Raw genomic sequence first — 23,405 nt, 5'->3', positions numbered from 1 at the left:
ATCGCACGCGACACGAATGGCCCTCCTCCGCCAGGATCGAGCGATGCGCTACGAGGACGACGCCCAGCTCGACGCGTCGGAGGTCACCGACCAGCGGGGCCGGGGCGGCGGCGGAGCCGGGTTCGGCGGGGGGACGGGCGGCGGGGGCGGCTTGGGCGGCCTGCTGCCCCTGCTGATCAGCCTGCTGTTCCGCGGGCGGAGCGGGAAGGTCAGCTGGGTCCTCATCGTCGTGGTGGTCGTCGGGTTCTTCGCGTTGCCGTACCTCACCGGCGGCTCCGGGACGTCGTCGCAGGTCGCGGGCGGCTTCGGGGAGCCCGGCGGGCCGCCGGTGGCGGGGACCTGGGAGCTCGCGAGCGAGTGCCGCACCGGCGCGGACGCCAACACCAACCCCGACTGCGCGATCGTCGCGGACATCAACTCGATCCAGGCGTACTGGGCGGGCGGGGGGTACGCGCAGATCGCCCGCGTCACCCGCGGCGCCCAGCCCACCTACCAGAGGGTCGACACCGTCTTCTTCTCCGGCGCGGTGAACACCCGCTGCGGCCGCGCCGACTCGAGCGCCGGCCCGTTCTACTGCCCCGGCGACGACCTCGTGTACATCGACCTCACGTTCTACGACCAGCTGCGCCAGCAGTTCGGCGCGCAGGGCGGCGGGCTGACCAACGCCTACGTGCTCGCCCACGAGTACGGGCACCACGTGCAGGACCAGCTGGGCACGGAAGCGGCGGTGCGCACGCGGCAGGGCGCGACGTCGGACGCCGTGCGCCTCGAGCTCCAGGCCGACTGCTACGCGGGCGTGTGGATGAACCACGCCGCCGAGCCGTCGAACGGGCGCCCCGCACTGATCACCGACGTCACCCGGGCCGACCTCGACGGGGCGATCGACGCCGCCCAGCGCATCGGCGACGACTACATCCAGGGCCGGCTCGGCGGCGGGACCGTCGACCCGGACTCGTTCACCCACGGCACGTCGGCGCAGCGCAAGAAGTGGCTGACCACCGGCTACACCACCGGCGACCCGACACGCTGCGACACCTTCCGCACCAACGACCTCGGCTGATCGCGGCCCGGTCGTTGCCCGGAGCCGCCCCGCTCGTTTGCCGGGTGACGGCGCGCGTGCACAGGCGGGAGTGGTCGACGATGGGGCACCACCGCAAGGGCCGGCCGGGTCGGCGCCAGGAGCCGGAGCCGCAGACCCCGGCACCCCACAGCACCGCCCCGGCGCCGCGCGGTGCCGGCGGCGTCACCGGGCGGGGTCTGGACGAGCTCGCCGACGCCGCCCGCGCCGCGCGCCGCACCGGCTGGCCGTTCGGGGCGGAGGTCCTCGCGACCGTCGACACCCGCGGGGTCCCGGCGACGACCCCGCCGCCGCGGGACGGGAAGCCGCGCCGCTACGCGACCCACCAGCCGACCGCCCCGCTCGAGGTCATCACCGAGAGCCAGGTCGCCGGGGCGCGCGAGGCCTGATACTGCGGGGATGGAGGGCGTCCCCGCGACGGTGCTCGGGAAGGCGGTCGCCGTCCTGCGCGCATTCACCGCCGAGGACACCACGCTCGGGCTCGCGGAGCTCCAGCGCCGCACCGGCCTGGCCAAGAGCACGCTGCACCGCACGCTCGGCGACCTCGTCGGCCACGGCCTGCTCGAGCGCCCCGAGCACGCCGGCGGGCGTTACCGCCTCTCGGGGCTCGTGTTCGAGCTGGGCATGCGGGCGTCGGTGGGCCGCGGTCTGCTGGAGGTCGCGACCCCCTTCCTCGAGGACCTCTACGAGCGCACCCACGAGACCGTGCACCTCGGCGTGCGCGAGGGCGCCGAGGTCGTCCACGTGGCGAAGATGGGCGGGCACCGGCAGGTGCGGGCGCCCTCGCGGCTCGGTGGGCGCATGCCGCTGCACGCCACCGCCATCGGCAAGGTCCTGCTCGCCCACGCGCCCGCCGAGGAGCGCGACGAGCTGCTCGACGCACCGCTGGCCCGGCGCGCACCCCGCACGATCACCCACGCCCCGGTGCTCCGCGCCCAGCTCGCCGAGGTCCTCGAGCGCGGGGTCGCGTTCGAGCACGAAGAGTCCGCCACCGGGATCACCTGCGTCGCCGCCGGGGTCGCCGAGCCCGGGCAGGGCGTGCGTACGGCCGTGAGCATCACCGGTCCCGTGCACCGCTTCCGGCCCGCACGCCACGCCGACGCCGTGCGGGCCGCGGCGTCGGGGATCGCGGCGATGCTCGCCCACCGGGCGGCCCTGCGCGAGCCCTGATCACGGCAGACTGGTCGCCATGGTGCGGACGGTGGACTGGGACGACGGCGACGGTGGTGCGGTCACGGCGATCGACCAGCGCGCGCTGCCCGGCGAGTACCGCGTCCAGCGGCTCGCGTCGGTCGACTCGCTGGTCGCCGCGATCGCGGACCTGACGATCCGCGGCGCGCCGGCCCTGGGCGCCGCGGGCGCGCTCGGCGTCGCGCTCGCCGCGCGCCGGCACCCCGGCGATCCCGCCCGTGTGCGCGCCGAGGCGGAGCGGGTGGCCGCGGTCCGGCCGACCGCGGTGAACCTGCGCCGCGGCGTCGAGCGGGCGCTCGCGCGGCTCGACGACGGCCCCGACGCCGTGGTCGCCGAGGCGTGCGCGGTGCTCGACGAGGACGAGGCCACCAACCGCCGGCTCGCCCGCCGCGCCGCCGACGTCCTCACCGCCCTGGGTCCCGACCGCCCGCTGCGCCTGCTCACCCACTGCAACTCGGGTGCCCTGGCCACCGTCGCGTGGGGCACGGGGCTCGGCACGATCCGCGAGCTCACCCAGCGCGGCCGGGTCGCCGAGGTGCTCGCCTGCGAGACCCGCCCGCTGCTGCAGGGCGCGCGCCTGACCGCCTGGGAGCTGCGCGAGATAGGGGTCGCCCACCGGCTGCTCGTCGACTCCGCGGCCGCCTCCGCGATGGCCCGCGGCCTCGTCGACGGCGTGGTCGTCGGCGCCGACCGGGTCGCGGCCAACGGCGACGCCGCCAACAAGATCGGCACCTACGCGCTGGCCTGCGCCGCGGCGCGCCACGGCGTGCCGATGGTCGTCGTGGCGCCCGAGTCGACCGTCGACCACGCCACCCCGTCCGGCGACGACATCGTCATCGAGGAGCGGGACGGCGACGAGGTGCGGGCGTTCGCGGGCGTGCCGATCGCGCCGCCCGGCACGCCCGTCTACAACCCCGCCTTCGACGTGACGCCCGCGGAGCTGCTCGCCGCGGTGGTCACCGAGGAGGCGACGTTCCGCGCCGGGGCGTGGGAGCGCACGGCGGTGCTGCGATGAGAGGGCTGCGATGAGGGGGCCGCGGTGAGGATGCGCGAGGAGCGCGAGGCCGTCATCGCCTACTCGCGCCGGATGGCGGGCGATGGGCTCGCGGTGGGGACGTCGGGCAACGTCTCGGTCCGCGCCGGTGACCTCATCGCGATCACCCCGACCGGCGTCGCCTACGACGACCTCACCGCCGCCGACGTGTGCCTCGTCGACCTCGACGGGGAGCCGGTGGAGGCGCGGCTGCGCCCGTCGTCCGAGGTCCCGATGCACACCGCGGTGTACGCAGCGACCGACGCCGGCGCCGTCGTCCACACCCACCCGCTGCACGCGACCGCGCTGTCGCTGCTGGTCGACGAGCTGCCCGGAGTGCACTACCTGATCGCGCTGCTCGGCGGCCCGGTCCGCGTCGTGCCCTACGCGCCGTACGGCACCGAGGAGCTCGCCCGCCTCGGCGTCGAGGGGCTCGCCGACCGCACGGCGGTGATCCTCGCGAACCACGGCGCCACGACCTACGGCGCGCACCTCGAGCAGGCCTACACGCGCAGCATCTACCTGGAGTGGCTCTGCCGGCTCTGGGCGCAGGCGCGCACCCTGGGCGAGCCGCGCCTCCTCGACGCCGACCAGCTCGAGGCGGCCCGCGTCGCGTTCGGCGGGTACGGGCAGCGGTGACGCCCCAGGCGGCTCAGGTCAGGGTCGCCCGCACCTTCGCGGCCCCGTCGACCATCGCGCGCAGCTTCGCCGTCGCGACGGCCGTCGGCAGGTTGCGCAGCCCGCAGTCGGGGTTGATCACCAGGCGCTCGGCCGGCACGAACTCGAGCGCGCGCCGGATGCGCGCCTCGACGATCTCGGGCGTCTCGACCGTGCGCGACTTGACGTCGATGACGCCGAGCCCGACCGCGCGGTCCCACCCGGAGCGCTCGATCACCGGGAGGTCCTCGTCGCCCTTGCGCGCGAACTCGAGCACGAGCTGGTCCACCCGCGCGTCGAGGGCGGCGGGGAACAGGAAGTCGTAGTGCCCCTCCCACAGCGGGCGCGCGTAGCGGTTGCCGTAACAGACGTGCAGCGCCCAGCTGACGTCCACGTCGCGGGTGACGATGTTGATCGCCTCGACCGCCAGGTCCACCTGCTCGGGGTAGCCCGCGAGGAACGGCTCGTCGATCTGCAGCAGTTGCGCGCCCGCGTCGCGCAGGGCCCCGGCGGCCCCGGCGAGTACGTGCGCGATCGCGCGCACGAGGTCGGCGGGGTCGCGGTGCACGTCGTCGGTGAGACGTCGCGCCAACGAGAACGGCCCCGTGAACGAGAACTTCACCGGCCGGTCGGTGCGGGCGCGCGTGAACGCGAAGTCGGCGTCGAGGCCCAGCCCGGGCGCGCCCGCCGACGAGGACGGTGTCGCCGCGACGGAGGCGTCGTAGTAGTCGTAGTAGAAGTCCTTGCCGGTCGGCGGGATCGCGATGCCGGGGATGCGCGCGAGCAGGTAGTCCACGTCGTTGTCGCGGCGCAGTTCACCGTCGGACACGATGTCGATGCCCGCGAGCTCCTGCTCCTTGATCGCCGCGGTCACCGCGCAGTCGTGGATCTCGTCGAGCTGGGTCCGGCTCATCCGGCTGCGGAACCAGTCGGTCTTGAGGCGTTCGAGCCACTCCGGGACGGGCCAGGATCCGACGACGGCGGTCGGCAGCAGCTGGGTCTCCATGGTCAGTCCCTCACCTGAGCGGTCATCGTGACGATGTTCGTGCCGGTCCGGTGGGCGAACGGCGCGTAGGAGACGTCGAACCCGCGGCGGCGCCCGATGTGCGCCAGCAGCGGGCCGTTCACCCAGTTCACGACCGAGCCGTCGTACTTGCCCGGCCCGCGGAAGCCGGTGCGGTAGGCGCCGACGTCGCGGGCGAACAGGTCGTGGCAGACGAGCTTGCCGAACGGGTGCAGCAGCCCGATCGTCTCGGTGAAGCTCGCGACCGCCCCGTTGCTGACGTGCATGCGCACGTCCGCGCCGGACTCCAGCAGCGGGCGCAGCGCCTCGCCGTTGACGGTGGGGGAGAGCTCGTAGAGGTCGAGGCCGGCGAGGCCCGCGTAGCGCTCGGCGAGCCGCACCGCCGACCACACCCGGCGCCAGAACGCCACGGCCTCGTCGGGGCTCCCGACGTGGTCCGGGCGCGCCTCGGCCAGCAGCGTCGGGCCCAGGCGCAGCAGCGTCGACACCAGCCCGGGCAGCTGGTCGGGGCGCGCGTTCACCGAGGCGGCGATCTCGGCGGCCTCCGCCGCGGGCAGGTAGGCCCGCGACTCGACGAGGTAGGTGCGCCCGCCGAGCTGCGCGACCTCGTCGTTGGGCAGGTTGTCGTAGACGTTCGAGATGTAGATCAGGAACACCCGGAACTGCAGGAACGCCAGCACCGAGCGCGGCCTGCAGGCGTCGACGACGAACGCGCTGACGTGCTCTGCGTGGTCGGCGACGGTCTCGCGGGCGAGGTCCAGGACGTGCTGCGAGTAGTCGCACATGAGGTAGTGCAGCCGCCGGTAGTACCCGCGCCCGTGCCGGGCGTCCATGTCGCGGAGCTCGTCGAGGAAGACCCGGGCCTGCGCGCCGTTGCCGACACCGATCTCGACGACGTAGAGCTCGGGCGGCAGGGCGCCGCGGTCGGCGAGCCCGTCCCAGACGGCGAACAGCTCGCCGATGACGTCCCGCGCGGCGCCCCGGTTGCGGGCGTCGCTCTCGCCGCCGGGCAGCGCCTGCTCGTAGGCCTGCCCGGTCGCCTTCTCCCAGAGTTCGAGCGCCGACCAGTACAGGGCGTTGAAGCCCCAGAGGCAGCTCTGCCGCGTCGGCGTCCAGTCCTCGAGGAACACGTCGCCGACGCCGGCGGTGCCCTCGAGGACCTCCCGCGTGCGGGCCCGCAGGTCGACCCCCGCCGCGCGACGGACGTCGACGGCGACCTCGAGGTCGTCGTCGCGCACGCCCTCGGGCACCGGACCGTCCGGGTCGCCCGAGAGGATCGGCCGCACCTCGACGACCTCGCGGAAGTTCTGCTTGTACTGCACCCAGTCGCACACGACGCGCACGCGGGACAGGTCGGTCCCGCTCTCGCCCAGCGCGCCCACCACCGGGCCGAGCGACTCGTCGATCGTCACCGGCGTCGTCGGACTGCACAGGCGGGCGTGCGGGCGGAAATCGACGAGCATCCGCGTCTCCTTCGCAAGGCGTCTCGTCGCAGCCTGCTGCCCGGGAGTGACGGGCGTCATCGTCGCCGACGACAGGAAACGGCGACCCAGCCTTGTGGTCGCGCACGAAGCATCCCGACGCCTCCGCCCGCGAGACTCGCGGACGTCCCCTGATGCGGAGGTCCCATGAACAACGCCGTGCGCAGGCTCCTGACGGACTTCAGCATCGAGGTGACCCCGCGCGAGACGGCGGCGCTCGACGAGGCGGCGACCGTTCTCCCGCCGGGCACGAAGGTCTTCGTCACCGACCTCCCCGGCGTCGACCTCGCCCGCGGCCTCGACGCCGCGACGCGCGTCCGCGAGCACGGGCTGCGCCCGGTGGTCCACCTCGCGGTGCGGTCGATCCCGGACCTCGCGGCGCTGGACCGGACCCTCGGCGCGGTCGCTGACGCCGGTGTCGAGGACGTGCTGCTCATCGCCGGGTCGCGCCCGGCGGCCGGCGCGATCGAGAACACGCTGCAGGTCCTCGAGTCCGAGGCGCTCGCGCGCCGGGAGTTCGCGAGCATCGGCGTCGCGGGGCACCCGGAGGGCAACCCGGGCGTCGACGAGAGCGCCGTCGACCACGCCCTCGCGCGCAAGGACAAGATCGCCCGCGAGGACGGGCTGCCGCTCTACGTCGTCACCCAGTTCGGCTTCGCCGCCGACCCGGTGCTCGGGTGGGAGCGGCGCATGCGCGAGGCGGGCCTCGGCCTGCCCGTGCGCGTCGGGCTCCCCGGGCTGACCTCGCCGGCGCGCCTGCTCAGGTTCGGCCTGTCGTGCGGGGTCGGGCCGTCGCTCGCGGTGCTGCGCAAGCAGACCGGCAGCGTGCTGAAGCTCGCGACCCAGGTCTACCGGCCGACCGAGACCGTGCTCGGCCTCGCCCGCGCGGTCGCGGCCGACCCGGAGAGCCTGATCTCGGCGGTGCACTTCTTCCCGTTCGGCGCCGTGGTCCCGACGGCGCGCTACGCCGTTTCCGGACAGGAGGATGGACTCGGGGCGCAGGGCGCGGCGATCATGGGCGGGTGACCACCGAGCAATCGCCGGCGGCGGCGACCACCGGGGGCCCGCCGCCGTGGGTCCTGCGGCTCCTGAGCCTCACGACCTACATCGGCATCGCCGGGTTCGTCGTCGCGGAGATCGTGCAGATCGCGCAGTACGGCACCGAGGGGCTGCTCGCGGCGTCGCTGCTCAACGCCCTGGCCTGGATCGTCGGCGTCAACGCGATCATCGTCGGCTCCGGCCACCTCGTCATGCCCGACCCCATCGCGGACTCCATCGGCTGGCCGCGCGGGAGCCCGTTCCAGTGGGAGGTCGGGCTCGCCGGGCTGCTGATCGGCGTGCTCGGGGTGCTGGCGCCGGCGTTCGACCGCCAGTTCCAGCTCGCCGCCGTCATCGCCTTCTCGATCTTCTACCTCGGTGCGGCGGTGGGGCACGTGGTCCAGAAGCTGCGCGCGCACAACACCTCGCCCGGCAACACCGGGTTCATCTTCTGGTTCGACATCGTGGCGCCGATCGCCGTGATCGCGCTCTACGTCGCGACCTGAGCAGCGCGGGGCGAGCCCGCCTCAGCCGGGCGGGTCGTCGAGGAAGTCCGCGGTCGGGACGACGTACAGGTTGCCGGTGATCGCCGTCGAGAAGTCGGGTGCAGCTCAGCTCGCCCTCGGAGCCGGAAACCGACCGAGCGCCGCAGGCCCTCCGCGTCGCCCCGTCTCCCCGGTCCATGGGCTCACCCTGCCCGATCGTGGATGCTGACGACCATGACGCTCGTCGACGACTTCGCCCGGCCGCGCCCCGTCCCCGACAACCTCGTCCCGGACCTGACCGGCGCGAACGCGTTCACCGGGGACCGGGTCGCGACGGCGGTCGTGGACCGGCACGCCCCCTGGGCGCGCGGGCGGGCCGAGGCGCTCGGGGCGCGGGTGTGGGACCCGCGGGTGCTCAAGGCGGCGCGCGACGCGCAGCGCCACACCCCGGAGCTGCGCACCCTCGACCGGCTCGGCCGCGAGGTGTGCGACGTCGACTTCCACCCCGCGTACCACGAGCTGATGGCCCTGGGTTTCGGCTCCGGCGTGCACTCGCTCGCGTGGACGGTCGACCGGCCCGGCGGCCACGCGGCGCGCGCGGTGCTGTCCTACCTGTGGAACCAGGTCGACGGCTCGACCGCGTGCCCGCTCGGCATGGCGTACGCGTCGATCCCGGTCCTGCGCAGCCAGCCCGAGCTCGCGCCGTGGGCCCGGGCGCTCGCGGTCGAGGGCTACGACCCCGCCGACGTGCCGATCACCGAGAAGTCCGCGGGCACCATCGGCTACTTCATGACCGAGAAGCACGGCGGCTCCGACCTGCGCGCCAACGTCACCGTGGCCCGCCCCGTCGGACGGCGCGGGCCCGGCGAGACGTACCTGGTCAACGGGCACAAGTGGTTCGCCTCGGTGCCGATGGCCGACTGCTACCTCACCGTCGCGCAGACCGAGGGCGGCGTCTCGTGCCTGTTCCTCCCGCGCCGGCGCGCGGACGGCGGCCTCAACGGGATCACGGTCAAGCGCCTCAAGGACAAGCTGGGCAACCGCGCCAACGCGTCCTCGGAGATCGAGTACCACGACGCCGAGGCCGTCCTGGTCGGCGAGGAGGGCCAGGGCGTCCGGACGATCCTGTCGTCCGCCGAGTACACGCGGCTCGACTTCGCGGTCGGCTCGGCCGGCCTCATGCGCGCGGCGCTGTCGCAGGCCCTGCACCACAACGACCACCGCACCGCGTTCGGGGCGCCGCTCGCGGCGCTGCCGATCCAGGCGCCGGTGCTCGCCGACCTCGTCCTCGAGTGGGCCGGTGCCGCGCACCTCGGCTTCCGGGTGGCGCGGGCGGAGGACGCGCACGACGACGTCGCCGAGCGTCTCGTGAGCCGCCTGCTCACCCCCGTCGCGAAGTTCTGGAACTGCCGCCGCGTCGCCGGCGTGACCGAGGAGGTCATCCAGTCGATCGGCGGCAACGCCTACATCGAGGAGCACGACTGCCCGCGCTACTACCGGGAGGCGCCGCTCAACGCGATCTGGGAGGGCACCTCGAACATGATGGTCATGGACGTCGGGCGCGTGCTGGCCCGCGAGCCCAAGGCCGTCGAGCCCGTCATCGACGAGATCCGGCCCGTCGCGGACGAGCACCCGCTGCTCGCCGACGCGCTCGCCGAGATCGAGGAGCTCGTGACGGCGCCCGAGGACACCGCGCGCTACCTGGTCGCGAAGATCGCCCTCGCGACCCAGGCCGCGCTGCTCGTGCGCGAGGCGCCCACGGTCGTGGCCGAGGCGTTCATCGCCTCGCGGCTCGGCAGCGGCTGGGGGCCGGGTTACGGCACCCTGCGCGGCCTCGACTTCCCGGCGATCATCGACTACGGGCGCCTGGCGTGAGCCCGCCCGTCCCCGCGGTGACCTCGAGGGCGTCGGCGAGGATGTCGAGCCCGAGGTGCAGGTCGTCGTCGGTGATCGTCAGCGGCGGCGCCATCCGGACGACGCCGCCGAGCCCGGGCAGCTGCACGATGTTGACGTGCAGGCCGCGACGCAGGCACTCGGCGGTGAGCTCGTGGTTGAGGGCGAGGTTCGGCGTCCGGCTCACCTTGTCCGCCACGAGCTCGATGCCCTGGAGCAGGCCGCGCCCGCGGACGTCGCCGACCTGCTCGTGACGGTCGCGGAGCTCGATCAGCCGCGGCGTCATGGCCTCGCCCAGCCGGCGGGCCCGCTCGGCCAGCCGGTCGCGCGTGACGACCTGCAGGACGGTGTGCGCGACCGACGCGGCGAGCGGGTCCGAGACGTGCGTCGTGTAGAAGAGGAAGCCGCGCTCGTGGCACGTCTGCTCGATCTCGGGTGACGTCACGACGGCGGCGACGGGCAGCCCCGCTCCGAGCGTCTTGGACAGCGTCAGCAGGTCGGGCGCCACGCCGTCGCGCTCGAACGCGTACATCGTGCCGGTGCGCCCGACCCCGGTCTGGGCCTCGTCGAGGATCAGCAGCATGCCGCGCTCGTCGCACTTCTCCCGCAGCCGCGCGAGGTAGCCGAGCGGGAGCTCGATGATCCCGCCCGAGGACAGGACGGGCTCGACGAGGCAGGCCGCGAGACTGCCCGCGGACTGCCGGTCGATCAGCTCGAACCCGACGTCCAGCTCGGTCCCCCAGTCGTGGCTGCCGTCGGCGCGCCGGAACGGGGAGCGGTAGGCGTCGGGTGTCGGGAGCGCGAGGTTGCCGGGGATCGGCGGGCCGTACCCGCGGCGTCCGGCCGAGAACGTGGCCGCGGCGGCGCCGGACGTCATCCCGTGCCAGGAGCGGTCGAACGAGACGACCTCATACCGCCCGGTGGCGAGCTTGGCCATCTTCAGGGCGGCCTCGTTGGACTCCGCGCCGGTGCTCACGAGCAGGACCTTCGACAGCGGCGCGGGCAGCGTGCCGGCCAGCGCGGCCGCGAACTCGAGCAGCGGCGGGCTGAGCATGCCGCTGTGCAGGTGGTCGAGGGTCGCGACGGCCCGGCCGACGGTCTCGACCACGTCGGGGTGCGAGTGGCCCAGCACGGAGCTCATCTGTCCCGACGTGAAGTCGAGGACCTCGGCGCCGTCGCGGGTGGTCACGCGCGAGCCGGCGGCCCGCTCGACGAGGTCCGGGGCGAACGGGACGCCGTAGCGGACGAGGTGCTCGCTGAGGTCCGACACGTCCTCGAGGGTGAGGGCTCGACTTGTCCTAGGTCAAGAGGGGCGCTCGCGGAGCTCGTCCACGACCGCGCCGACCATCCGGATCGAGCCCTCGTCGAGCACGTTGCCGAACTCCAGCACCGTCGTGTCCGGTCCCGCGCCCGCCGCCAGCGCGGGGTCCTCGCTCGGGACGACGAGCACCGCGAGATCGCGTGGCACCTCGTCGTCGTGGGGCACGACGGCGATGTCGGCGACGCCCGCCGACCGGAGCCAGTCCCGCACCTGCTCGGCCTGGTGCGCCGTCGAGTACCGCACGCCCACCCGGGCCCCGTCGGGCAGGTCCGCGACCCGCGCCAGGGTGCGGATGTGCGGCGCCACGACGACGGCGACCGTCGCGAGGTCGCGCTGCGCGCGGTGCGCCCACCGGCGGACCTCGGCGAGGTGGAAGAAGGTGGTGACGACGAGGTCGCAGTCGGCGGTCGTGGTGTCGAGCTCGTCGATGAGGCTCGGGTGCACCGCGGTGTGCAGGCGCGCGCTCAGCTCCTCCGCGAACGCCTGCGCGCGCTCGGGGTTGCACTCGACGAACACGGTGCGGACCTCGCCGGTCGCCCGCCGGGCGAGGGTGAAGGCGAGGTCGCGGACCTCGTCGGGTGACAGGCCGGCCCGCACGGCCTCGCGGACGGCGGCGGCGAGGTCGGCGTGGGGGTCGGGGTCGGGGTCGGGGTCGGCGGGGGCGTCGGGGTCCTCCGTGCGGCGCGGGAGGCGGGTCGTGACCGCGGTCCCGCCGCCGGCCCGGGTCTCGAGCACACCGAGCTCGCGGAGCGTGGCGTAGGCCTTGGAGACGGTGTTGCGGTTGACCCCGAGGCTGTCGGCGAGCCGGCGCACGGTCGGGAGACGCTCGCCCGCGGGCAGCCTGCCGCCCTCGACCAGCGAGCGGATCTGCTCGACGATCTGCCGGTACACCGGGGTGCCCGACGTCGCGTCCAGGCTCAGATCGGGCACGCGCCACCTCTCCACGGGGTGGCGGCATGCTACGTCCTGTCCGGCAGCTTGTCCTGGGACAAGCGGGCGGCGCCCCTCGCCCTCTATCCGAACCACGGTGCCCTCCGCTCAGAACCCCCGGGTCGCTCGCCGACCGCCACGCCGTCCGAGCACCCCGGGGAGCCCACCGATGAGTTCCGCCCGCCGCGTCCGTCCACCTCCCGACAGACGTCCGCGAGGAAGGGATCCTGATCGAGATGACCGCCGACACCGCCGCCGTGCTCGCCGAGACCCGGGACGAGCGGGCTGCGCTCGCCGACGACCTCGCGGGGCTCACCGCTGCGCAGTGGGCGACGCCCTCGCTGTGCGACCGGTGGACGGTCGAGGAGACCGTCGCGCACCTCACCGCCGCCGCGAGCACCGGACCATGGCGCTGGATGCGCAGCGTCCTCGGGGCCCGCTTCGACTTCGCCCTCCACAACGACCGGCGCCTCGCCGAGCACCGCGGCGCCACGCCCGCGGAGACCCTCGCGCGGTTCCGGGCGGTCATCGGCAGCACCACGTCGACGTGGGGCCCGAAGCAGGCGTGGCTCGGCGAGGTCGTCGTGCACGGCGAGGACGTCCGCCGGCCCCTGGGTCTCGTGCGCGTCCCGCCGGTGGCCGTGACGACCGAGGTCGCCCGCTTCTTCGCGAGCCGCGACTTCACCGTGGCCGGCCGGACCGTGGCCGCGGGCCTGCGCCTCGCCGCGACCGACGGCCCGTTCCGGGCCGGTGAGGGTGCCGGTGAGGGTGCCGGTGACGGCCCCGACGTCACCGGCCCGACGCTCGCGCTCGTCATGGTGCTGGCCGGCCGCGCCGCGCACCTCGACGACCTCGAGGGCCCCGGGGTGGCGACGCTGCGCGAGCGCCTGGCCGATCAGGGCAGGTAGCGGCGGACCTCAGCCGTCGTCATCGTCGTCGTCACCGCCGGTGTCGCCGGGCTGCTCCTGCTGCTGCGGCGCGGGCTGCTCGACCTGGCCGCCGGGTGCGGGCTGCTGCACCTGACCGGGGGCCGGAGCGGGCTGGCCCGGCGCGGCCGGGGCCACCTCGCTGGTCTCGGGGCCGTCGTCATCGCCGCCGCCGGGCTCGGACTGCGGGAACTGGAAGACCAGCACCAGCCCGATGATCGCGGCCAGGACCGCGAGGCCCGCTCCGACTCGATCCTTCGTCACCTCGTCACTCCCTTCTCGTTCGCGGTCGCGCGGGTCGGTCGTGCGGCTCAGTCGTCGACGGGGACCTCGCCGAACAGCACGAGGCTCAGGACGAAGTAGGTGACGTAGAGGACGAGCAGAACGATGCCGTGCCAGCGGCGCAGCCTTCCGGTGGCCAGGAAGATCGCGGAGAGCACGGTCATCACGAGCAGGACCGGCAGGTGCCAGGCGAGCGTGTCGTCGTCGACGAGGATGGCGCCGCCGACCAGCAGGATGATGCCGAGCTTGCCGGTCACCGAGAACACGACGCTGCCGATGACGTTCGCGATGCCGATCTCCGGCGCCCCGCGGCGCGACGGCTCGACGGACAGCAGGATGTCCTCGAGCGTCAGGGCCAGCGTCGCGATGGTGACGCCGAAGACGGTGCCCTCGATCTCGAAGGTCTCGAGGATGCCCTCGGTGCCCTGCCCGGCGATCAGGGCGCCGACGACGAGCCCGATCAGCGCGACGACGGCGAGGATGATCGTCCCGGCCGGCGAGGTCGCGCGGGCCTTGAGGAAGCCCTGGTCGACGCGCAGGTCGGGCGGCAGGTCGAAGCCGCCGGAGCGGCCACCGGACCCGCCGGGACCGGTGGCGGTCGCGTCGTTCCCCCCGCCCCCGCCGCCGCGCCCGCCGCCCTCGCGGGTCAGGGTCGCCGTCACCGTGCCGCCTCCGGGGGCGACCCCCGCCTTCTCGAGCTGCTCGTAGAGCTCGGCGTTGCGGAACACCGGGCGCCGGGCGGAGTACTCGCGGTAGGCGATCCAGCCGACGAACGCCACGAACAGCAGGATGAGCACGACACCGATGCCGGTGCCCAGCGTGCCGGTCAGCGCCAGCAGGTACATGACCACCGGAGCGGCGACGAACAGCGCGAGGTAGCTCTTCGGGACGTCGATCTCGCACGGCGCCACGACGGCCATGAGGGCAAGCACGATGCCGGTCATCGCGATCGTCGTGCCGATGACCGTGCCGAGGGCGACCTCGCTGAGGTCCTCGAGGTTCAGGGCGATCCCGAAGGCCAGGTCGTCGAACTCGATCCCGGTGAACACGACCGCGATGAGGAACAGCGAGACCGCCCACCGACTGGCCACGCCGACCAGGTAACCGATGAGCTTCTCGGCGCTGTACACGAGCACCGCGATGCCCAGGACGAACTCGATGATGGAGATCACGGCACCACTGCTCCTCGGTACGCCGATGTCGTCAAGAGATCGCGTCGCAGGAGATGGTGATGGTGATCTTCCGGGCAAGCAACGGTTGACTTGCGTCACACTGTGTGTATCGGTGCGGCCGAACGGCCCCACGGCAGGGTCACGCCGTTGTTCGGCCCGGGGAGGTCGGTGCCGGGGCGGACGAACCTGGTGACCTGGCACGACTCCCCGCCTCCCCGCTGCGACCCCCACGCGGCGGGCTCCGACACACGGGGGCGTCGCGCGCCGGGTGGACACTCGTGTCCGGCGCCCCGCAGGAATTGTTTCGGCGCGCCGAAACAATTCCTGCGGAAGGCCGACACGGGCTCTTCCGTGGCCGCGGTCACCTATTGTTGGAAATGGCGCGGACGATTCGCTACGGTCGTCCTCAGCGAAGGGGAGTAGCTCCCAACATCGCGGTCGACACACTGACGCCCCGCGCGTCCGGCCGCGGCGGCCGTCGGGTCCCGGCGGCGGGCGAGACCTTCGGCGACGACCCGTCTGCACGGGTCGGGCCGGAGAGTGCGCCCTCGGTCCGGCCGACCGAGAGGAGCGCGCAATCCCGTGACCGGCTTCCTCGCCGCGACCGCCCTGAGCTTCGCCGTCATCTTCGTCGCCGAGCTGGGCGACAAGTCCCAGCTGATGGCGTTGACCTTCGCGACGCGGTTCCGTGCACTGCCGGTCCTGCTCGGCATCACCGCGGCCACCACCGTCACCCACGCCGTGTCGGTCGGCGTCGGCTACGTCCTGGGCGCCACCCTGCCGACGTTCTGGATCGCCCTGGCGGCCGCGATCGCCTTCATCGTGTTCGGGGTCTGGACCTGGCGCGGCGACGCGCTCAGCGACGACGAGAAGAACAAGAGCAGCGTCACCCGGCGCTCGGCGTTCGTCGCCGTCGCGGTCGCCTTCTTCCTCGCCGAGCTCGGCGACAAGACGATGCTCGCGACGATCACCCTCGCCACCCAGTACCCGGGCGCCGGCGGCGTCAGCGGCGTGTGGCTCGGCTCGACGGTCGGGATGGTCGCGGCGGACGCCCTCGCGATCGTCGTGGGCCGCTGGCTCGGGCGGAACCTGCCGGAGCGGGCCATCCGGATCGGCGCCGCGGTGCTGTTCCTCGTCTTCGGGGCCTGGCTCGCGGTGGAGGCGTTCCTGGGGGTCTGAGGCGGGCGACCTGAGAGCCCGATGGGTCCGTCGGACCAGCCCGTTGCCCCGCGACGGCGTGTCGCCGGGCCGGGCATGATCGTTCGTCGTGCCCGGGCTGCCGCCGGTCGCACCCACCGGACCGGGCTCTCAGCGTGGCCCGGGACGCCGGGGCGCCGCCCTAGCCTCACCGCTCGTGATCGAACGGACACGGCCGGACAGGACGACGCGCCCCCCGCGCCTGCGGAGGGCGTGACCCGTGGGTCGACACCACACCGACGTGCCCGGCGCCCGGTCCCGCGGGCCGCGCCGCGCCCTCGAGGCCGTGATCGTGCTGCTCCTCGCCGCGGCCTCCCTCGTCCTCGGCGTCGCGTCGCAGGAGCCGCCGCCCGCGAGCGGCCCCCGGGGCGGTGGTGCCGCGGCGCCGGCTCCCGCCCCCGTCGCGCTCGACCCGTCCGCCCCGCCCGGCGGGTGCCTCGCGTTGCCCCCGAGCGGCCCGGGGCCGGCGGCGACCGTCGCCCTCGACGCCGGGCACGGCGGCCCCGACCCGGGCAGCGAGGGACGGTCCGCCGACGGGACGGTGCTCCGGGAGAAGGACCTCACGCTCGCCGTCACGCGGGCGGCCGCAGAGCGCCTGCGGGCGCGGGGGACGACGGTCGTGCTGACCCGCAGCACCGACGCGCTGGGCACGCCGCTGGGCCGCGGCGCGGTGCAGGACGGTGCGCTGACCACCGACGCGAGCCAGCTCGACCTCCTCGGCCGCGTGCGCTGCGCCAACCTCGCCCGCGCCGACGCGCTGGTGTCGGTGCACTTCAACTCGTTCGCCGAGGCCGAGGTCGGCGGCACCGAGACGCTCTGGGAGCCCGGACGCTCCTTCGCGGCGGAGAACCGCGCGCTGGCGCAGTCGCTGCAGACCACCATCCGCGCCCGCCTCACCGCCGCCGGGCACGCGCCGCTCGACCGCGGGATCGCCGACGACTCGTCCGGTGCCGAGGCCGGCGGGGGCCACCTCGTGCTGCTGGGGCCGCGGATCCCCGGCTACATCGACGAGCCCAGCGCCATGCCCGGCGCGCTCGTCGAGCCGCTGTTCCTCACCAACCCCGGCGACCTCGCGGCGATCGCCGAGCCGGCCGGTACCGACGCGCTGGGGGACGCGGTCGCGACGGGCGTGACGGACTTCCTGGACGGCGCGAAGCGGCGCTGACGCGGCCGATCGCGCCGACCGGGAGCGAGGGGTCCGCGGGTGGCACGGAGATCACCCCGCTGATCCGGTGGGAGCTCCACTCGGGGGTACACCCCGACGTCGGTGGCGCCCGCGGGTCCGGGCCCCGAGGATGCGTCAGACGTGACCGCACGCGAGGAGGAGGACCGATGAGCGACCTCGAGGTCGACGTCGTGGTGATCGGCGCCGGCCCGGTCGGTGAGAACGTCGCCGACCGCGCCCACCAGCAAGGACTCTCCGCGGCGATCGTGGAGTCCCGCCTCGTCGGCGGCGAGTGCTCCTACTACGCGTGCATCCCGTCCAAGGCGCTGCTGCGCCCCGTCGACCTCTACGCCGCGACGCAGCGCATGCCCGGCGTGACGCAGGCGGTGCCCGGCGCCGTCGACGCGGAGAAGGTGCTGGCGCGGCGCGACCAGTTCGCCGGCGAGGACGACTCGAGCCAGGCCGACTGGCTCTCCGGCGCCGGCATCACGCTGCTGCGCGGGCACGGGCGGTTCACCGGCGAGCGCGCGGTGGAGGTGACCCACCACGACGGGTCGACGACCTCCGTCGACGCCCGCTCGGTCGTCGTCGCGACGGGGTCGGTGCCCGTGTTCCCGCCGGTCGACGGCCTGGACACCGTGAACGCGTGGACCAACCAGGAGGCCACGCAGGTCAAGGAGGTCCCGGCCTCGCTCGTGATCCTCGGCGGCGGCGTGGTCGGTGTCGAGATGGCCACGGCGTACCAGGGCCTCGGCGCCCGCGTGACGCTCGTCCAGCACTCCGAGCGCCTGATCCCGGCCACCGAGCCCGAGGCCGGCCGGCGCCTGCACGACGCCCTCACCGCGAAGGGCGTCGACGTCCGGCTCGGCACGTCGATGAGCGCGGTGCGGCGCGAGGGCGGCGAGATCGTCGCCGCGCTCGGCGACGGCACCGAGGTCCGCGCCGCCGAGCTGCTCGTCGCCGCCGGCCGCCGGCCCGCCACCTCGGACCTCGGCCTCGAGACCGTCGGGCTGGAGCCCGGCACGCACCTCGCGGCCGACGACACGACGACCGTGCAGGGCGACTGGCTCTACGCGGTCGGCGACGCGAGCACCGGCGCGCAGCTGACCCACATGGGCAAGTACCAGGCGCGCATCTGCGGCGACGTGCTCGTGGCGCGGTCGAAGGGCGCCGACCTCGGCGGGCGGTACTCCCACCACGCCACGACCGCGGAGCACACTGCCGTCCCGCAGGTGATCTTCACCGACCCGCAGGTCGCGGCGGTCGGGCTGACCGAGGCCGCCGCCCGCGGCGCGGGGCTCACCGTCCGCGCGGTCTCCTACGAGCTGGGGAGCGTCGCGGGCGCCTCGCTGCAGGCCGACGGCTACGACGGGTTCGCCTCGATCGTGGTCGACACCGACCGTGGCGTGATCGTCGGCGCCACGTTCGTCGGCCAGGACGTCGCGGACATGGTCCACGCGGCGACGATCGCGGTGGTCGGCGAGGTCCCGCTCGAGCGGCTCTGGCACGCCGTGCCCTCGTTCCCGACCATGAGCGAGGTCTGGCTGCGCCTGCTGGAGACCTACGGGCTGTAGTGGGGGCGGGCACCCGACCGTCACGCAGGTGTCACCGTCCGTGCTCGTGTCGGTCGCCACGACGCGGGCGGGCGCCCGGTAGGCACTGCGCCGGTGCCTGCATACTCGGGGGTCAGCATGAGTATTCGTCGCGTCGCCGTCCTGCCCGCGGGCCTGGTGTGGCGTGTCGTCGGCGCCGGGTGGTGGGTCAGTCGCGGCTGGTGGACGCTCCGGCCCCGGGTGCTCGCCGTCCGCGAGGTCAGGCCCCGTCCGGGGCGAAGGTCGGTCGACCGTCTTCGAGCCCGGCGCGGACCCGGGTCCCGATCGGGACCGCCGACCTCGCCCGTCCCATCGCCCGCACCCCCTCGTCGAGGTCGACGAGCACGAGCACGTACGGCTCGCCCGACGCGGGGTGCACGACGCTGACGGCCGCCACGGTCCCGAGCCCCGACGCCGACAGCCGCCGGGGCGCCGCCCCGCACCGCGGGCACCCGGTCCTGGGCACGGTCCAGCGGAGACCGCAGGAGGGGCACTCGTCGTGGGCGAGCGTCACGGGACCTCCAGCACCGCGCTCGCGTGCGCCGACATGACGCCGCCGTCGCCGTGCACGAACCCGACCCGCGGCGCGCCCGGCACCTGGCGCGCGCCCGCGGCCCCGCGCAGCTGCGTCACCACCTCCACGAGGTGCGCCATCCCGCCGCCGACCCCGCAGTGCCCGTACGAGAGCAGCCCGCCGTGGGTGTCGAGCGGGAGCGCGCCGTGCCGGGCGAACCGGCCGGCCGCGGCGTCGGCGCCCGCCGTCCCCGGCGTACAGAACCCGATCTCCTCGAGCAGCATCGCCAGCGTGACGGTGAAGCTGTCGTAGACCCCGGCGACGTCGACGTCGCCCACCGAGCGCCCGGCCCGGGCGAACGCCGTGGACGCCGCCCGCCGCGCCCCGAGGTCGGTGAGGTCGGCCTCGGTGAGGTGCTGGTGGCGGTGCGCCTCGCCCACGCCCGTGACGGCCACGCGCGCGGGCGCCGCGGTCACCACCACCGCCGCCCCGCCGTCGGAGACCGGGCAGCAGTCGAGCAGGCGCAGGGGCTCGGCGATCGGGCGGGAGGCGAGGACGTCGTCGACGGTGATCGGCGTCGTGAGGTGCGCCCCCGGCGTCGTCACGGCGTGCGAGCGCAGCGCCACCGCGAGCGGGGCGAGGTCGGCGGGCGCCAGCCCGTGACGCGCGAGGTACGCCGAGGCCAGCAGCGCGTAGTACGCCGGCACGGTCCCGCCCAGCGGCACCTCGAGCTCGGCGTGGCCCACCTGCGCCAGCGTGCGGGTGGACGACTCACCGGTCTGCCCGCTCGCCCGGTCCTCGCCGCCGACGACGAGCACCGCCCGCGCGTCGCCGGCCCGCACCAGCCGCACCGCCTGGGCGAGCATGACCAGCCCCGTCGCCCCGCCCGCGCTCGTCCCGTGGGCGATCGCCGGCCGCGCCCCGATCCGTTCGGCGAGCACGTCGGCGGGCATGAGGTGCCCCGACGTGGTGGCGTAGCCGCAGATCACGGCGTCGATCTCCGGCGCGACCAGTCCCGCGTCGGCGAGTGCGGCCCCCGCCGCGGCGGCCTGCCAGTCGAGCGCGGAGCGACCCGGCTGCCGGCCGAAGGGGGTCACCGCGACGCCGGCGACGTGCGCCGTGATCGCCATTCGCGCCACTGTCACCGACACTGGCGACGATGTCCATGGACCAGGTGTTCTCGCGCGTGCTCGTCGCCAACCGCGGCGAGATCGCGATCCGCGTGGCGCGGGCGCTCGCCGACCTCGGGATCGCGTCGGTCGCCGTCCACGCCACCGACGAGCCGGACGCCCCGCACGTCGCGAAGGCCGACGCCGCCGTGGCGCTGGCGGGGTCGGGCGTCGCCGCCTACCTGGACGTCGACGACGTGCTGCGCGCGGCCGCGGAGGCTGGCGCGGACGCGGTCCACCCCGGCTACGGGTTCCTCAGCGAGAGCCCCGCGTTCGCCCGCGCGTGCGCCGAGCACGGCATCGTGTTCGTCGGGCCGTCGCCCGCGGTGCTCGCCGACCTCGGCGACAAGACCCGCGCCCGCGAGCTCGCCGCGGCCGCCGGGCTGCCCGTGCTCGCCGCCGCCGACCGCGACGGTGCGGCGGCGCTGCTGGAGCAGACCGGCGCGGTGATGGTCAAGGCCGTCGCGGGCGGCGGCGGCCGCGGGATGCGTCGCGTCACCGACCCCGGCGCGCTCGCGGACGCGCTGGCCCGCTGCGCGTCCGAGGCGGGCGCGGCGTTCGGCGACGACCGCGTGTACGTCGAGGAGCTGCTGACCCCGGCCCGGCACGTCGAGGTGCAGATCGTCGGCGACGGCACCGGCGCGGTCGTCGCGCTCGGCGAGCGGGACTGCTCGGTGCAGCGCCGCCACCAGAAGGTCGTCGAGGTGGCGCCCGCGCCCGGCCTCGACCCCGCGGTGCGTGCGGCCCTGCACGCGGGCGCGGTGCGGCTGGGCGAGTCGGTGCGCCACCGGGGCCTCGGCACGGTGGAGTTCCTGGTCAGCGGCGACCGCTCCGCGTTCATCGAGGTCAACCCGCGCCTGCAGGTGGAGCACACGATCACCGAGGAGGTCACCGGCGTCGACCTCGTCCGCGCGCAGATCCGGCTCGCGGCCGGCGCGACGCTCGCCGACCTCGGGCTGGACCCCGCGCCCCCGCCCCGCGGCACCGCGATCCAGGCGCGCATCACCCTCGAGCACACCGAGCCCGACGGCACGACGACCCCGACCGCCGGCACGCTCACCGCCTACGAGCTGCCCTCGGGGCGCGGCATCCGCGTCGACGGCGCCGGCCACGTCGGCCTGCGGACGAGCCTGCGCTACGACCCGCTGCTCGCGAAGCTGATCGTCTGGGATCCGGACGCCGACCCCGACGCCGACCTCGCCGTCGTCGCCGCGCGGACCGCCCGCGCGCTCTCCGAGGTCAACATCGCCGGCGTCGGGACGAACGTCGACGTGCTCGCCGGCATCGTCGGCCACCCCGCCTTCGCCGCGGGCGCGCTGACCACCGACTTCCTCGACGACCACCGCGCGGCGATCCTCGCCGCGGTGCGTCCGCGGCGGTTCACGCCGGCACCGTCCGGCGAGCACCCGGGGTCCGTGGCCAGGCCGGTGCCCGACCGGGACGCCGTGCACGCCCCCGCGCCGGGCACCGTCGTCGCCGTCGAGGTCGCCGAGGGCGACACCGTGCGCGCCGGCGGGGCGCTGCTGGTGCTCGAGGCGATGAAGATGGAGCACGTGGTCGCCGCTCCGGTCTCGGGCACCGTGGGGACGATCGGGGTGGCCGCGGGCGACACGGTCGCGGCCGGGGACCCGCTGCTGGTGGTGGCGCCGGACGACGCCGCCGTCGAGGACCTGGACCAGCACGCCGCCGTCGACCCCGACCACGTCCGCCCCGATCTCGCCGAGGTGCTCGAACGCCACGCGATCGGCCTGGACCACCGGCGCCCCGCCGCCGTGGAGAAGCGGCGCCGCACCGGGCTGCGCACCGCCCGGGAGAACCTCGCGCAGCTCTGCGACCCCGACAGCTTCGTCGAGTACGGCGCGCTGGCGATCGCGGCGCAGCGGGCGCGGCGCTCGCTGGACGACCTCGTCGAGCGCACGCCCGCCGACGGCATGCTCGCGGGCACGGCCACGATCAACGCCGACCTCGTCGGCGCCGAGAACGCGCACGCCGTCGTCATCGCCTACGACTACACCGTGCTCGCGGGCACCCAGGGCTTCACCAACCACAAGAAGAAGGACCGCGCCTTCGCGATCGCCGCGGAGCGCCGCTGGCCGCTGGTCGTCTACGCCGAGGGCGGCGGCGGACGTCCCGGCGACACCGACGGCAGCTGGGCCTCGATGCTCGACGTCCCCGCGTTCGAGATCTTCTCGCGGCTCTCGGCGCGGGTCCCGCTGGTGTCGGTCGTCGCCGGGCGCTGCTTCGCGGGCAACGCCGCGCTTGCCGGGCTCTGCGACGTGATCATCGCGGTCGAGGGCGCCAGCCTGGGCATGGGCGGTCCGGCGATGATCGAGGGCGGCGGGCTCGGCGTCGTCGCGCCGGACGACGTGGGCCCGATGGACGTGCAGGTGGCGAACGGGGTCGTCGACGTGCTCGTCGCGGACGAGCAGGAGGCGACCCGGGTCGCGCGGCGCTACCTGTCGTACTTCCAGGGTCCGGTGGCCGACTGGGAGGCGCCCGACCAGCGGCGGCTGCGCCACGTCGTGCCGGAGAACCGGGTGCGGGTCTACGACGTGCGCGCGATCGTCGAGGGCCTCGCCGACGTCGGCTCGGTGCTGGAGCTGCGCCGCGGCTTCGCGGCGGGGATCGTGACCGCGCTGGTCCGCGTCGAGGGCCGCCCGATGGGACTGATCGCCAACGACCCCGCGCACCTCGGCGGCGCCATCGACCACGACGCCGCCGACAAGGCGGCCCGCTTCCTGCAGCTCTGCGACGCGTTCGGGCTGCCGATCGTCTCGCTGTGCGACACCCCGGGCTTCATGGTCGGCACCGAGTCCGAGACCCGCGCGACCGTGCGCCACTTCAGCCGCATGTTCTCGGTGGGCGGCAACCTCTCGGTGCCGCTCGGGCTCGTCGTGACGCGCAAGTGCTACGGCCTCGGCGCGCAGGCGATGATGGGCGGCAGCCTCAGGGCGCCGGCGTTCGCCGTCGCCTGGCCGACCGGCGAGTTCGGCGGCATGGGCCTCGAGGGCGCGGTGCGGCTCGGGTACCGCAAGGAGCTCGACGCCGTCGAGGATCCCGACGAGCGCCAGCAGCTCTTCGAGCGCTACGTGGCCGCCGAGTACGAGAAGGGCAAGGCGCTCGCCGTCGCCGGTGTGTACGAGATCGACGACGTCATCGACCCCGCGGACACCCGCCGCTGGATCACCTCGTCGTTCGTCCCGCGGCCGGTCGGCCCCCCGGCGGAGAAGGTCCGGCCGAACATCGACACGTGGTGA

Annotated in this window: 21 protein-coding genes; 13 read left to right on the top strand and 8 right to left on the bottom strand. The window is 74.9% G+C overall.

Features of this window, described 5'->3' with window-relative positions; translation table 11 throughout:
• The first annotated feature begins 43 nt into the window (after window positions 1–43).
• Genes ypfJ through PHK61_RS07935 form a run of 5 tightly spaced genes read left to right on the top strand, consistent with a single transcriptional unit; the run spans window position 44 to window position 3,941 of the window.
• Window positions 44–1,060 carry a KPN_02809 family neutral zinc metallopeptidase gene (ypfJ, locus tag PHK61_RS07955; RefSeq protein WP_274280439.1) on the top strand — a complete coding sequence of 339 codons (1,017 nt, stop codon included), beginning with the start codon at window positions 44–46 and terminating at the stop codon, window positions 1,058–1,060.
• A 56-nt stretch (window positions 1,061–1,116) separates the two neighbouring features.
• Window positions 1,117–1,467 (top strand): hypothetical protein, encoded by a 351-nt coding sequence (locus PHK61_RS07950; protein ID WP_274280438.1) that lies wholly within the window; start codon window positions 1,117–1,119, stop codon window positions 1,465–1,467.
• Window positions 1,468–1,477: 10 nt separating this feature from the next.
• Window positions 1,478–2,248: an IclR family transcriptional regulator gene (locus PHK61_RS07945; RefSeq protein ID WP_274280437.1), complete on the top strand. Its 771-nt coding sequence runs from the start codon at window positions 1,478–1,480 to the stop codon at window positions 2,246–2,248.
• A 19-nt stretch (window positions 2,249–2,267) separates the two neighbouring features.
• A complete protein-coding gene (gene mtnA / locus PHK61_RS07940) occupies window positions 2,268–3,284 on the top strand; it encodes an S-methyl-5-thioribose-1-phosphate isomerase (RefSeq protein ID WP_274280436.1) in 1,017 nt (338 codons plus the stop codon).
• Window positions 3,285–3,314: 30 nt separating this feature from the next.
• Window positions 3,315–3,941 (top strand): class II aldolase/adducin family protein, encoded by a 627-nt coding sequence (locus tag PHK61_RS07935; RefSeq protein ID WP_420791371.1) that lies wholly within the window; start codon window positions 3,315–3,317, stop codon window positions 3,939–3,941.
• Window positions 3,942–3,954: 13 nt separating this feature from the next.
• Here PHK61_RS07935 and PHK61_RS07930 read toward each other — a convergent pair whose 3' ends face one another.
• On the bottom strand, window positions 3,955–4,965 hold the full coding sequence (locus tag PHK61_RS07930) for a uroporphyrinogen decarboxylase/cobalamine-independent methonine synthase family protein (protein ID WP_274280434.1): 1,011 nt from the start codon (window positions 4,963–4,965) through the stop codon (window positions 3,955–3,957).
• A 2-nt stretch (window positions 4,966–4,967) separates the two neighbouring features.
• A complete protein-coding gene (locus PHK61_RS07925; RefSeq protein WP_274280433.1) occupies window positions 4,968–6,446 on the bottom strand; it encodes a hypothetical protein in 1,479 nt (492 codons plus the stop codon).
• A 165-nt stretch (window positions 6,447–6,611) separates the two neighbouring features.
• On the opposite strand from PHK61_RS07925, the gene PHK61_RS07920 reads away from it, so the two are divergent.
• From PHK61_RS07920 to PHK61_RS07910, 3 genes are all read left to right on the top strand, one after another.
• A complete protein-coding gene (locus PHK61_RS07920) occupies window positions 6,612–7,490 on the top strand; it encodes a methylenetetrahydrofolate reductase (RefSeq protein ID WP_274280432.1) in 879 nt (292 codons plus the stop codon).
• Complete coding sequence (locus PHK61_RS07915; RefSeq protein WP_274280431.1) at window positions 7,487–8,008, top strand: DUF6790 family protein; 522 nt, start codon at window positions 7,487–7,489, stop codon at window positions 8,006–8,008. Before PHK61_RS07920 ends, PHK61_RS07915 begins: the two co-directional genes overlap by 4 nt.
• Window positions 8,009–8,221: 213 nt before the next feature.
• Window positions 8,222–9,862, top strand: coding sequence for an acyl-CoA dehydrogenase family protein (locus tag PHK61_RS07910; protein WP_274280430.1), 1,641 nt, complete (start codon window positions 8,222–8,224; stop codon window positions 9,860–9,862).
• On the opposite strand, the gene PHK61_RS07905 is transcribed toward PHK61_RS07910, so the two are convergent.
• The gene (locus tag PHK61_RS07905) at window positions 9,837–11,150 is read right to left on the bottom strand and encodes an aspartate aminotransferase family protein (protein ID WP_274280429.1); all 1,314 of its coding nucleotides are present in this window, start codon (window positions 11,148–11,150) and stop codon (window positions 9,837–9,839) included. The genes PHK61_RS07910 and PHK61_RS07905 overlap by 26 nt on opposite strands.
• A 33-nt stretch (window positions 11,151–11,183) precedes the next feature.
• Window positions 11,184–12,131 (bottom strand): GntR family transcriptional regulator, encoded by a 948-nt coding sequence (locus tag PHK61_RS07900; RefSeq protein WP_274280428.1) that lies wholly within the window; start codon window positions 12,129–12,131, stop codon window positions 11,184–11,186.
• Window positions 12,132–12,367: 236 nt separating this feature from the next.
• Between PHK61_RS07900 and PHK61_RS07895 the strand changes: the two genes are divergently transcribed.
• Entirely contained in the window at window positions 12,368–13,039 is a 672-nt protein-coding gene (locus PHK61_RS07895; protein WP_274280427.1) for a maleylpyruvate isomerase family mycothiol-dependent enzyme, read from the top strand.
• Between the two features lie 9 nt (window positions 13,040–13,048).
• Here PHK61_RS07895 and PHK61_RS07890 read toward each other — a convergent pair whose 3' ends face one another.
• Entirely contained in the window at window positions 13,049–13,321 is a 273-nt protein-coding gene (locus tag PHK61_RS07890) for a hypothetical protein (RefSeq protein WP_274280426.1), read from the bottom strand.
• Window positions 13,322–13,368: 47 nt separating this feature from the next.
• Complete coding sequence (locus PHK61_RS07885) at window positions 13,369–14,511, bottom strand: sodium:calcium antiporter (RefSeq protein ID WP_274280425.1); 1,143 nt, start codon at window positions 14,509–14,511, stop codon at window positions 13,369–13,371.
• A 582-nt stretch (window positions 14,512–15,093) separates the two neighbouring features.
• Here PHK61_RS07885 and PHK61_RS07880 point away from each other — a divergent pair.
• From PHK61_RS07880 to PHK61_RS07870, 3 genes are all read left to right on the top strand, one after another.
• On the top strand, window positions 15,094–15,690 hold the full coding sequence (locus tag PHK61_RS07880; protein WP_274280424.1) for a TMEM165/GDT1 family protein: 597 nt from the start codon (window positions 15,094–15,096) through the stop codon (window positions 15,688–15,690).
• A 238-nt stretch (window positions 15,691–15,928) separates the two neighbouring features.
• On the top strand, window positions 15,929–16,873 hold the full coding sequence (locus PHK61_RS07875) for an N-acetylmuramoyl-L-alanine amidase family protein (protein ID WP_274280423.1): 945 nt from the start codon (window positions 15,929–15,931) through the stop codon (window positions 16,871–16,873).
• A gap of 167 nt (window positions 16,874–17,040) precedes the next feature.
• Window positions 17,041–18,447, top strand: coding sequence for a dihydrolipoyl dehydrogenase family protein (locus PHK61_RS07870; RefSeq protein WP_274280422.1), 1,407 nt, complete (start codon window positions 17,041–17,043; stop codon window positions 18,445–18,447).
• A gap of 238 nt (window positions 18,448–18,685) precedes the next feature.
• Here PHK61_RS07870 and PHK61_RS07865 read toward each other — a convergent pair whose 3' ends face one another.
• On the bottom strand, window positions 18,686–18,979 hold the full coding sequence (locus PHK61_RS07865; protein WP_274280421.1) for a Zn-ribbon domain-containing OB-fold protein: 294 nt from the start codon (window positions 18,977–18,979) through the stop codon (window positions 18,686–18,688).
• Window positions 18,976–20,109 (bottom strand): thiolase family protein, encoded by a 1,134-nt coding sequence (locus PHK61_RS07860; protein ID WP_274280420.1) that lies wholly within the window; start codon window positions 20,107–20,109, stop codon window positions 18,976–18,978. The genes PHK61_RS07865 and PHK61_RS07860 overlap by 4 nt, the downstream gene beginning before the upstream one ends.
• A gap of 29 nt (window positions 20,110–20,138) precedes the next feature.
• On the opposite strand from PHK61_RS07860, the gene PHK61_RS07855 reads away from it, so the two are divergent.
• Entirely contained in the window at window positions 20,139–23,405 is a 3,267-nt protein-coding gene (locus PHK61_RS07855; RefSeq protein WP_274280419.1) for an acetyl-CoA carboxylase family protein, read from the top strand.

Source organism: Actinomycetospora lutea (assembly GCF_028737205.1).
Taxonomy (GTDB): Bacteria; Actinomycetota; Actinomycetes; order Mycobacteriales; family Pseudonocardiaceae; genus Actinomycetospora; species Actinomycetospora lutea.
The sequence above is the reverse complement of the archived record's forward strand: the minus strand, read 5'-3'. Positions and strand labels throughout refer to the sequence as shown.